Genomic DNA, 11,525 nt, shown 5'->3' on the forward strand with positions numbered 1-11,525 from the left:
CGGCGTATACGCGGCCTCCAGCACCCGCATTTCAACCTGTCAACCGGCCGCCGACGCGATGTTGACCAGGCAATCCAGGCCGAACAGGTTGATCTTGCCGCGCATGAGGTCGCAGACCCGCGGTTGCGTGACGCCGAGCAGCTTGGCGGCTCGCGACTGACTCCGACCTGGAGCCGGGTCTCTCGCTACCGGCGGGGTTGCGGGTGAATGCGTATATCGCGATCCCGCCGCCAGGCTGAGCCGGGAACATTGTCGTTGTCGTTGTCGTTGTCGTAATCGGAAAAGCGATGCACGTTGGGTGCAAGAGAATCCGGAACGCAACATCGATTACGACTACGACTACGACAACGACAACGACGCTACAGGCAGTCCCTGATGAAATTATTTTACTTACTGGTTAGCCGTCCCCAAGTTCTCTTCTTAGAGTGAAGACGGGACCCTCGCACTGAGGCGCGGGGATGGCCGGGCTGCTCGCCTGGCGCAACCTCGCCCATGACCGCTCCCGCTTTGCCGTGACCCTGATCGGGATCATCTTCGCGGTGGTGCTGATCGCCATGCAGATCGGGCTCTTCCTGGGCTTCTCCGACAGCACCACCAATGTCATCCGCCACACCCGTGCGGACTTCTGGATCGTCGCCAAGTCGGGGTCAGCCGGATCGGCACCCGCGTGGAGATCAACAACCGGCGCGCGCTGGTGGTCGGGTTCACCCAGGGCATCCGCTCCTTCACTACCTCCCCCTGGGTCTTCGCCTCCACCCGCAATGCCCAGCGTCTGAGCGGCTTCGCCGAGGACCAGACCAACTATGTCATCGGGCGGCTGCGCCCCGGTGCGGACCAGCAGCGGGTACGCGACGACCTGGTCCGCACCCTGCCGCGGACCGACGTCTATCTCAGCGAAACATTTGCCGCCCGCACGCGCGACTACTGGATGTTCACCACCGGCGCCGGGGCCTCGGTGCTGGTCTCCGCCGTCCTCGGCCTCCTGGTCGGCGTGGTGATCGTCGCCCAGGTGCTCTATGCCACCACCGTCGACCACCTCCCGGAGTTCGGCACCCTGCGCGCCATGGGGGCACCGCGCGCCTTCATCTATAAGGTCATCATGGGGCAGGCGGTGATCAGCGCAACCCTGGGCGGACTGCCCGGCATCGCCCTGTCGCTGCTGTTCGCCCGGGGCAGCGAGGCCGGCGCCGCCGTGATCCTGGTTCCGCCGGGGTTGGCCGTGGCGCTCTATGGCGTGACGCTCGTGATGTGCGTTCTGGCCTCGGTCGTCTCCATCCGCAAGGCGATGAGCATCGACCCGGCGATGGTCTTCCAACGATGAGTTCGCCGGCCTTGGAAACCCGCGGTCTGTCCATGGTCTACGGCACCGGGGACACGGCCGTGCGCGCCTTGGACGGGGTGGACTTCCAGGTCGCCGCCGGACAGGTCATGGCCCTGATGGGGCCATCCGGGAGCGGCAAGACCACGCTGCTGATGATCCTGGGCTGTCTGCTGCACCCCACCGCGGGCTCCGTCCGGGTGGAGGGCCAGGCACTCGCCGGGCTCTCCACCCAGGCGCTGACCCGGCTGCGCCTGCGGCGCATGGGCTTCATCTTCCAGAGTTACAACCTGTTCCCGGCCCTCACCGCGGCGGAGAACGTGCAGGTCGCACTGGAACTCAAAGGCCGGGACCTGGGTGAGGCGTCCGCACTCCTGGACCTGGTGGGCCTGGCCGGACGGCGGCGCAACTTCCCCGCCCAGCTTTCCGGCGGCGAGAAGCAGCGCGTCGCCATCGCCCGCGCCCTGGCCGGCGACCCGCCCATCCTGCTCGCCGACGAGCCCACCGCCGCCCTGGACTCGGTCAACGGGCGCGCCGTCGTGCGCCTGCTCGGGGACCTGGCCCATGCGCAGGGCCGGGCGGTGGTGATCGTGACCCACGACCCGCGCATCGGTGAACTGGCCGACCGGGTGGTGCACATCGAGGACGGCCGAATTCAGGGCTAGCGGCGCGAACCGAATCCGCGATGCAAGTCGGGCGAGCGCGCCAGAAGCAAGAAATTGGACAGGATTAGCAGGATCGACAGAGTGCGACGTTCAGCAACAGACCATCCTGTAAATCCTGAGAAATCCTGTTAATCCTGTCTATTTTTCGCGCTCGCTGTTGGTCACGAATGGTGTCGGGATCTGCGCTTCGTGTTACTAAGGGTTTGGTTCCCCTGCTTCGGTATAATTGGGGGCTTTCCCGATCCTCCCCCTGACCCCCGCGGACCTCTCTTAAGCCATGCTGGACAAGAACTACGACCCCCAAACCCTGGAACAGGCCTGGTACGAGCGCTGGGAGGGCCGCGGCTGGTTCGCCCCGGGACCGGCCGGGGGCGCCGGGGCCGGGACCGGCGCCGGGACCTATTGCATCATGATCCCGCCGCCCAATGTGACCGGCAGTCTGCACATGGGCCACGGGTTCAACAACACGGTGATGGATGCGCTGATCCGCTACCGCCGGATGTGCGGGGACCGGACCCTGTGGCAGCCCGGCACCGACCATGCCGGCATCGCCACTCAGATGGTGGTGGAGCGGCAACTGGAGGCACAGGGCAAGACGCGGCATGATCTCGGCCGGGACGCCTTCATCGCGCGGGTCTGGGAGTGGAAGGCGCAGTCGGGCGGGGCCATCACGGGCCAGTTGCGGCGGCTCGGGTCCTCGCTCGACTGGGGCAATGAGCGCTTCACCATGGACGAGGGTCTCTCGGCGGCCGTGCGCGAGGTCTTCGTGCGCCTGCACCAAGAGGGTCTGATTTACCGGCGCAAGCGCCTGGTGAACTGGGACCCGGTGCTGCACACGGCGGTGTCGGACCTGGAGGTGCTCTCAGAGGAGGAGTCCGGGTATCTGTGGGACATGCGTTATCCGCTGACCAACGGGACCGGCCACCTGGTGGTCTCCACCACCCGCCCCGAGACCCTGCTCGGCGACTGCGCGGTGGCCGTGAACCCGCACGACGAGCGTTACCAACACCTGATCGGCGAGTTCGTGGAACTGCCGCTGACCGGCCGGCGCATCCCCATCATCGCCGACGACTACGCGGACCCGGCGTTCGGCACCGGCTGCGTCAAGATCACCCCGGCCCACGACTTCAACGACTACGCGGTCTGGGAGCGCCACCGCGACGAGCTCGCCATCGCCGGCCAGCCCCACGGCGGCCTGATCAACATCTTCAGCCCGGACGCGGCGGTGCGTGACAACCTGCCCGAGGAGGGCGACCTGATCCCCGCCGCCTATGTCGGCCTGGACCGCTTCGCGGCGCGCAAGCGCATCGTCGTCGACCTGGAGGCCCTGGGCCTCCTGGCCCTGGTCAAGGACCACAAGTTGCAGCAACCCCGCGGCGACCGCTCCGGGGCCCTGATCGAGCCCTATCTCACCGATCAGTGGTATGTGCGCATCGCCCCGCTCGCCGAGCCGGCCATCGCGGCGGTGGAGGACGGGCGCATCCGCTTCGTCCCGGACAACTGGAAGAACACCTATTTCGAGTGGATGCGCAACATCCAGGACTGGTGCATCAGCCGCCAGATCTGGTGGGGGCACCGCATCCCCGCCTGGTATGACGCCGAAGGCAACGTCTATGTCGGCCGCGACGAACAGGAGGTGCGCGCGACCCACCAACTCCCGCCGGAACTCGCCCTGGAGCAGGACCCGGACGTGCTGGACACCTGGTTCAGCTCCGCACTCTGGCCCTTCAGCACCCTGGGCTGGCCGGACGACACCGAGCGGCTGCGCGACTTCTACCCGACCTCGGTCCTGATCACCGGCTTCGACATCATCTTCTTCTGGGTCGCCCGGATGATCATGATGGGGCTCAAATTCATGGGGGATGTCCCCTTTCGGGATGTCTATATCCACGGCCTGGTGCGCGACGCCCACGGCGACAAGATGTCCAAGTCCAAGGGCAATGTGCTGGACCCCATCGATCTGATCGACGGGATCGGGCTGGATGCCCTGGTCGAGAAGCGCACCCAGGGGATGATGCAGCCGCACCTGCGCGAGAAGATCGCCCGCCAGACCCGCGCCGACTTCCCCGGCGGCATCCCCGGCTTCGGCACCGATGCACTGCGCTTTACCTTCGCGGCGCTGGCCACCACCGGGCGCGACGTGAAGTTCGACCTGGGCCGCATCGAGGGCTACCGCAACTTCTGCAACAAGCTCTGGAATGCCTCGCGCTACGTATTGATGAACACGGAAGGTCAGGATTGCGGTCTGGGGTCGGACCCGCTCGAATTCTCCCCTGCGGACCGCTGGATCGCCGCGCGGCTGGCAGCCACCACCAATACAGTGCGCGAGGCCATGGACGCTTACCGCTTCGACCTGGCCGCCCAGGCGCTCTACGACTTCACCTGGAACGAGTTCTGCGACTGGTATCTGGAACTGTGCAAGCCGGTCCTGACCGGGGCGGGCGCGAGCGACGCCGCCCGCCGCGGCACCCGCCGCACCCTGGTCACGACGCTTGAGACCCTGCTGCGCCTCATCCACCCGCTCATGCCCTTCATCACGGAGGAGATCTGGCAGAAGGTCGCCCCCTTGGCCGGGGTCGCGGGCGAAACCATCATGCTCGCCCCCTACCCCGCCGCGCCCGCCGTCGCGGCGGACCCCGCGGGCGAGCGCGAAGTGACGGCGGAGATCGACTGGGTGCGCCAGTTCATCCTCGGGATGCGGCGCATCAAGGGCGAGATGAACATCCCCCCGGGCAAGCCGTTGCCGGTGCTGATCGCCAATGCATCGGAGCAGGACCGCCGCTGGCTGACCGCCGCCCGCCCCTATCTCGACTTCCTGGCCCGTACCGAGTCCATCACGGTGCTCGAGGACGAGTCGCAGGCGCCGGAATCCGCCATCGCCCTGGTCGGCGCCATGAAGGTCCTGATCCCAATGGCGGGGCTGATCGACAAGGACGCCGAACTCAAGCGCCTCGACAAGGAGATCGGCCGCCTTGCCGACGACGTGGCGCGGACCCAGGCCAAGCTCACCAACCCCGCCTTCGTCGACAAGGCCCCGGCGACGGTGGTGCAAAAGGAGCGCGACAAACTCGCCGAGCACGCCACAGCGATCGGGAACCTCAGGACGCAGCGGGAGCGGATTGCGGCGCTCTGACGTGACAGGCTTGACCCGGTGCGGGACCGGGGCTAGCGTTTCGCGGGAAGCCACCAGGAGCGCCCCATGACCACCACCAAGTCAGACCTGCAGGCGCTGGAACTGGCCCTCAAGTCGGAGATCCGCGAGTTCGAGTACCGCCTGATCATCAAGCTTGGGGCCATGCTGGTGGGCGCGGTGGCCGCGGTCGCCGCCTTGGTCAAGTTGCTGTGACCAGATGAGTCACGCCTGCGGGTCTGAAAATAACTTGTTGCAGCACACGCCAGTCATACAGCAATACCTGGGCTTCAAGGCGCAGCACCCAGGGATGCTGCTGTTCTTCCGCATGGGCGACTTCTACGAGTTGTTTTTCGAGGATGCCGAGCGCGCCGCCGCGCTCCTGGACATCACGCTGACCAAGCGGGGCACCTCCGCCGGGCAGCCGATCCCGATGGCCGGGGTTCCCTATCACGCCGCCGAGGGCTACCTGGCCCGGCTGGTGCGCAAGGGGGTCTCGGTCGCCATCTGCGAGCAGATCGGGGACCCGGCCACGACCAAGGGGCCGGTGGAGCGGCGGGTGCTGCGGATCGTCACCCCGGGGACCCTGACCGACGATGCCCTGCTCGATGAACGCCAGGAGAACCTGCTGGTCGCCATCGCAGAGAGCGCCGCCGGCGCGCCGCCGGGCTTCGGTCTGGCCGTCCTGGAGTTGTCGAGCGGGCGCTTCTCGGTCCTGGAGTTGGAGTCGATGGAGGCCCTGGCGAGTGAACTGGCGCGCCTGCGCCCGGCCGAGGTCCTGTTGGCGGAGGACAGCCAACTCCCCGCGGCGCTCGGCCTGGAGCGGGGCCTGACCCGCCGCCCCGCCTGGCACCTGGACGCGGACAGCGGGGAGCGGCTGTTGTGCGAGCAGTTCGGCACCCGTGACCTGACCGGGTTCGGGTGCGCCGGGCTGCGCCTGGCGGTCGGGGCGGCTGGCTGTCTCCTTCAGTATGTCCGCGACACTCAGCGCGCCGCCCTGCCCCACCTGCGCGGCCTGACCACGGAGAGCCGGGACGCGGCGGTGATCCTGGACGCCGCCACCCGCCGTAACCTGGAGCTGACCGAGAGCCTGTCCGGCCGCGCCGAGCACACCCTGGCCGGGGTGCTGGACCACACCGCCACCGCCATGGGCAGCCGGCTCCTGCGCCGCCGCCTGGCCCGACCCTTGCGCGATCAGGCGGCGGTGCGCGCCCGTCATCAGGCACTCGCGGCCCTGATCGACGCGGCCGCGGGGGCGCCCCTGCGGGACCTGCTGACCGGCATCGGCGACCTGGAGCGCATCCTCGCGCGGGTCGCCCTGGGCACGGCGCGTCCGCGGGACCTCGCGGTCCTGCGCGATTCGTTCGCCCTCTGTCCGGACCTGGGCACCCTGTTGGCCGCCATCGACGACCCGCTGCTGGCGGACCTGCACGCGCAGCTCGGCGAGCACCCCGACCTGGTCGCCTTGCTCAATCGCGCCATCCTGCCCCAGCCGCCGCTCCTGATCCGCGACGGCGGGGTCATCGCCCCCGGCTATGACAGTGACCTGGACCAGCTGCGGGCGCTTTCCACCAACGCGGACCAGTTCCTGCTGGACCTGGAACTGCGCGAGCGCGAGCGCACCGGGATTGCGACGCTCAAGGTCGGCTACAACCGCGTCCACGGCTATTACATCGAATTGGGCCGGGCGCGCGCCGATCAGGTCCCCCCGGACTATGTGCGCCGCCAGACCCTCAAGGGCGCGGAGCGCTATATCACCCCGGAACTCAAACGCTTCGAGGACGAGGTGCTGGGCGCCCGGGAGCGTTCGCTGGCGCGGGAGAAGGCGCTCTACGAGGCCCTGCTCGCCACCCTGCGCGACGCGATCGATGCGCTGCAAGTCAGCGCCGCGGCCATCGCCCAGATCGATGTCATGGTCAATCTGGCGCTGCGGGCCCAGGCCCTGGACTGGTCCCGGCCCAGCCTCACAGACGAGGCCATCATCGAGATCACCGACGGTCGCCACCCGGTCGTGGAACGGGTCCTGGACCGCCCCTTCGTGCCCAATGGGCTGCGCCTGGACGGACGGCGGCGCATGTTGGTGATCACCGGTCCCAACATGGGCGGCAAGTCGACCTATATGCGCCAGTGCGCCCTGATCGTGCTGCTCGCCTATGCCGGCAGCTTCGTGCCGGCACGCGCCGCCACCCTGGGGCCGGTCGACCGGGTCTTCTCGCGCATCGGCGCCGCCGATGACCTGGCCGGGGGGCGCTCGACCTTCATGGTGGAGATGGAAGAGACGGCCAACATCCTGAACAACGCCACGGCCCAGAGCCTGGTGCTGATGGACGAGGTGGGCCGCGGCACCAGCACCTTCGACGGACTCTCGCTCGCCTGGTCCTGCGGCGTGGAACTGGCCACCCGCATCCGCGCCTACACCCTGTTCGCCACCCACTATTTCGAGCTGACCACCCTGCCGGACGAATACCCGGGCATCGCCAACGTCCACCTGGACGCCGTGGAGCACGGTGCGAGCATCGTCTTTCTGCACGCCCTGCTGGAGGGGCCGGCCAATCAGAGCTATGGGCTCGCGGTCGCCGCCCTGGCCGGGGTGCCGCCGGGGGTCATCACGCGCGCCCGCGGGCGCCTGCGGGAGTTGGAAGACGCCGCCCGCCGCCATGCGGAGCAGGGATCGCGGCAGTTGTCGCTGTTCCTGCCCGAACCCCAGCGCGCCCCTGACCCGCCGCCGGAGCCCCCCGCCTGCGCGGCCCTGCGCGCCATCGAGCCGGACGAACTGACCCCAAAGGCCGCGCTGGACGCCCTGTATCGGTTGAAAGGACTACTGTAGGGTCCGCTGTGCGGACCGCCACCCGCAGACCGCCGCCCGCAGACCGCCGCCCGCAACCAACTGACTAGCCGGGCGACATCGGCGCCCCGGCACTAGCGCGCGCCGGCCCTTCCCCCATCCACCGACCCCGCCGCGCCCGGACCGGCCTGACCGCACCACAACGAGTCACCGCTCACACGATAGACCGTCGCCACCGCGGGTTCCACCAACTGCCGCAGCGGCCGATCCAGCCTGCCCGCCAGGCCCCCGGGCAGCAACGCGACGCCGGCCCGCACCCCCTGCAGGAGGCGCACCCCCAGGCCCATTCCGCGCGGATTCAGGTCCTGCAACTTAGTCCAGCAGGCCGGCACGGTATCGATCACCACCGCCCCGTTGCCCCAGGACTGGTTCTCCCGGTCGATGATCGCCAGGGTCTGCGCCGGCGCACCCTCGCCCGCGGCGGGCAGCGGCTGCCGCCCGGCCTGGTCGAAGGTCAGGACCCGCTGTGCCAGCCCCGGATCGCTATCGAGAACCGAGCGCACACCGGCCATCCGGACGTTATTGACCGAACCGACCACCAGGGCCTGCGGATGCGCCAACGCCAATTCCACCGCCGCCTTGCTGTTCGCGGTGAACACCTGATAGGCGGCCTGCTCCATGACCCCGAGCCCCAGGCCCCCGACCACCGCCGCGCTGAGGAGGCCGATACGCAGACCAGCGCGTGACAATTGCGCGAGCCAGGCACCGCCGAGGATTGCCATGGGCGCCAGGAACAGGTTCAGATAGTTCGACTGTTTCTGCACCAATATGAACGGATCGAGTGATACCGGCAAAAAGGAGAGCACGGCCAGCAAACCCAGCAGCCACCAGGCGGTATAGGCCGGCACCGACAGCGTCGGGGCAGCGCAGTTACGACCGGTGCCGCCGGTGCCGCGCCGTCGCCGCAGCAGCTGAACCAAGGCCGCGAGACTCAGCCAGGCCAGCAGAAAGGTGTGCTTGACATCGAACAGGAGATAGCCGAAATAATACCAGGGTGACTGCGACGCCGCCCCATCCGCATTAACGGCCCGCCCGACCTGACCCAGGACGACCCGAAACGCGTGCAGCGGATCGCCCGCAATAGCCTGCATCAAGAGCAGGTGCGCCGCGAGCATGAGCGCCCCCCCCGCAATGGTCCACAGCCACTTGCGGTCCACCCGGCGCGCCGCCAGCGGATAGGTGAGGAAGACCAGCAGCGCCACCACGGCCAATTCCTTCACCCAAAACACCATCCCCATGGCGACGCCGGCGAGCAAATACAGGCGGCGGCGACCACTGCGCTCCGCCGCAAAAAAAAACATAAAACTCAAGACCAGGGCGCAGGCGAGCACCGAATCGGAATGGATGCGGGTCGCCAACGCGAGATGCAGCGGCGCGCTCGCCAGCAGCAGCGACCCATAGAGTGCAGCCCGGCGCCCGCGATAGGCATTCAGAAAAACATAGACGGCGGCGACTTCCACCAGCGAGCAGACAAAGGGCCACAGGGTCGCCGCCAGCGTGCTCGGACCGAACAGCCACAGCGGTAGCGCCGCCGGAATATTGTAGCCATAGCGCAAGGCCCCGTTGTAGTCAGCGCTGCTCCAGATGCCGTTTGCGATCTGCAGCGAGCGGTCCAGATAGACCAGATCGTCCGAGCCGAAAAACCCATTGAAAAGCAGCAGTTGCAGGACTGCAGCGGCAACCAGCAGCGAGCCCAGGACCAACCAATCAAGGCCCTGCCCGGCAAGCGCGGCGGCAGGCGTGGGCGACTCTTGCGTCATCATCAGCCGGTGAACCTCAAATAACCTTTTCGACAAAATAGCGGGGGCGCTGCTTCGCTTCGAGATAGATCTTCGCCACGTACTCACCGAGGATCCCGATGGACAGCAACTGGATCCCGCCCAGGAAATAGATCGGCACCACCGAGGAGGCCCAGCCGGGGACGACCGCCTGCAACACCAGGGTGCCGTAGACGATATACAGAATCATCACAAAGCTGAAACACGAAACCAGAAAACCCAGCAGCGTGATCAGCCGCAACGGCACGACACTGAACGAGGTGATGCCCTCGATCGCGAAGTTCAGCATCTTGCGCAGCGGATATTTCGACACGCCGGCGAAACGCGCGGCGCGGTCGTATTTGACGGTCGCGGCGCGGTAGCCGATCAGCGGGACTATGCCGCGCAGGAACAGGTTGACTTCACCGTACTGGCGCAGCGCCTCCACCACCCGGCGGCCGAGCAGACGGAAATCGGCGTGATTGTACACCAATTCCACGCCCATCATCTTCATCACCCGGTAATACAGCAGTGCACTGCCGCGCTTGAACGCGCCGTCGGTCTGCCGCGAATCGCGCACCCCGTAAACGACCTCGGCCCCGGCGAGATGTTCCCGCACCATGGCCTCGATCACCGATACATCGTCCTGCAGGTCGGCGTCGATGCTGACCAGGGCATCGCCCTCCACGGCCAGCAGTCCGGCCATCAGCGCCCACTGGTGGCCGCGGTTGCGTGACAGTTTCAGACCGTGCACCCGCGAATCCGCCGCGGCGAGCGACTCGATCAGCCCCCAAGTGTTGTCCTTACTCCCATCATCGACATAGAAGAGCGTGCTGTCATCGGTCGTCAACCCCAGTTCCTGCAGGCGCGTGAGTTGCGCAAGCAGCCGGCGGTTGGTCTCCGGCAGCACCGCCTCTTCGTTGTAGCAGGGTACGACAATTGCGAGGCGGATGGTCATGATTAGCCTTCGGCGGTTGAGCGGCGAGAAAGGGGGCTATTCACTTGCGGCGCGGAGGGGCTGCCGCTCAGGGCGAGGGCAACGGCTCGGGTTTCTGAGCCACGACCCGCCAGCCAAACGGATGGTCCTTCTTGGTATCGAAACGATCGAGCCACAGCAGCACCACTTGCACGGGCAACAGCAGTACTCGCAACAGCAGTTTAAACGGATAGAGAATGACACCTGACACCCCCAACTCGGCCAGTTTGGGGCGCTTCAGCAGCGAAGGTAACAGGACGACCGGAAGATCGTGCGCCCAGCGCACGTAGGAGCCGCCGAAAGGCTTTACATCCACCTGCGCAAAGCCCGCGTGTGTACAGATCGAACGCAGGCCGTAGGAGGTGTAACGAAAGAAATCATAGGGAACCTGATGTTCCCCATGTGACATCGGCACCGTGATGAAAAGCCGACCTCCCGGTTTCAGTACCCGATACATTTCGGCGACGCTCTCCCGTGGCCATTCGAGATGTTCGAGCACCTCGGTGCAAAGCACAGCGTCGAACATCTCGCTGTCGATCGGCATATCGTCCAATTGGCCGATATAGTCGAGGTTGCGATAATCCCATTTGCTGTCACCGACACCGAGATCGATTGCCTGGTATTGGCATCGTGCAAACAATGGCCGATATGCGGACTCACCGGCCCCGGCGTCCAACACCAGTGACCCGTCCGGCAGCGACGCGGCGACCTCCTTGACAAAATTGTTGACGTGGTACCGCGCCAGATCGAGCAGTTTCGGTTTCGACAGAAAATCTTCACTACCCATGCTCGTCAGGACACCTCTACCATTTCGCTGTTCCGGGAAACCCGGAC

The 11,525-nt window shown here is 66.8% G+C and carries 9 protein-coding genes and 1 pseudogene; 6 read left to right on the plus strand and 4 right to left on the minus strand.

The window, feature by feature from the left end; translation table 11 throughout:
• Positions 1 to 39: 39 nt before the first annotated feature.
• A pseudogene (locus tag THSYN_RS37010) lies at positions 40 to 159 on the minus strand (XRE family transcriptional regulator); the annotation flags it as partial.
• A 299-nt stretch (positions 160 to 458) separates the two neighbouring features.
• On the opposite strand from THSYN_RS37010, the gene THSYN_RS35380 reads away from it, so the two are divergent.
• The 6 genes from THSYN_RS35380 (at position 459) to mutS (ending at position 7,940) form a co-directional block, all read left to right on the plus strand.
• The gene (locus THSYN_RS35380) at positions 459 to 776 is read left to right on the plus strand and encodes a hypothetical protein (RefSeq protein ID WP_216644553.1); all 318 of its coding nucleotides are present in this window, start codon (positions 459 to 461) and stop codon (positions 774 to 776) included.
• On the plus strand, positions 668 to 1,321 hold the full coding sequence (locus THSYN_RS16425; protein ID WP_216644554.1) for an FtsX-like permease family protein: 654 nt from the start codon (positions 668 to 670) through the stop codon (positions 1,319 to 1,321). Before THSYN_RS35380 ends, THSYN_RS16425 begins: the two co-directional genes overlap by 109 nt.
• Positions 1,318 to 1,983, plus strand: coding sequence for an ABC transporter ATP-binding protein (locus tag THSYN_RS16430; protein WP_100920090.1), 666 nt, complete (start codon positions 1,318 to 1,320; stop codon positions 1,981 to 1,983). Before THSYN_RS16425 ends, THSYN_RS16430 begins: the two co-directional genes overlap by 4 nt.
• A gap of 277 nt (positions 1,984 to 2,260) precedes the next feature.
• The gene (locus THSYN_RS16435; protein WP_100920091.1) at positions 2,261 to 5,116 is read left to right on the plus strand and encodes a valine--tRNA ligase; all 2,856 of its coding nucleotides are present in this window, start codon (positions 2,261 to 2,263) and stop codon (positions 5,114 to 5,116) included.
• Positions 5,117 to 5,182: 66 nt separating this feature from the next.
• Positions 5,183 to 5,329: a hypothetical protein gene (locus THSYN_RS35385; RefSeq protein WP_216644555.1), complete on the plus strand. Its 147-nt coding sequence runs from the start codon at positions 5,183 to 5,185 to the stop codon at positions 5,327 to 5,329.
• 4 nt (positions 5,330 to 5,333) lie between these two features.
• A complete protein-coding gene (gene mutS, locus THSYN_RS16445; protein ID WP_100920092.1) occupies positions 5,334 to 7,940 on the plus strand; it encodes a DNA mismatch repair protein MutS in 2,607 nt (868 codons plus the stop codon).
• Positions 7,941 to 8,032: 92 nt separating this feature from the next.
• Here mutS and THSYN_RS16450 read toward each other — a convergent pair whose 3' ends face one another.
• From THSYN_RS16450 to THSYN_RS16460, 3 genes are all read right to left on the minus strand, one after another.
• Entirely contained in the window at positions 8,033 to 9,721 is a 1,689-nt protein-coding gene (locus tag THSYN_RS16450; protein ID WP_100920093.1) for an ArnT family glycosyltransferase, read from the minus strand.
• Between the two features lie 13 nt (positions 9,722 to 9,734).
• Positions 9,735 to 10,625: a glycosyltransferase family 2 protein gene (locus THSYN_RS16455; protein WP_216644556.1), complete on the minus strand. Its 891-nt coding sequence runs from the start codon at positions 10,623 to 10,625 to the stop codon at positions 9,735 to 9,737.
• Between the two features lie 115 nt (positions 10,626 to 10,740).
• Entirely contained in the window at positions 10,741 to 11,478 is a 738-nt protein-coding gene (locus THSYN_RS16460) for a class I SAM-dependent methyltransferase (protein ID WP_100920095.1), read from the minus strand.
• Positions 11,479 to 11,525 lie beyond the last annotated feature (47 nt).

Origin of the sequence: Candidatus Thiodictyon syntrophicum (genome assembly GCF_002813775.1) — a bacterium.
GTDB classification, from domain to species: Bacteria; Pseudomonadota; Gammaproteobacteria; order Chromatiales; family Chromatiaceae; genus Thiodictyon; species Thiodictyon syntrophicum.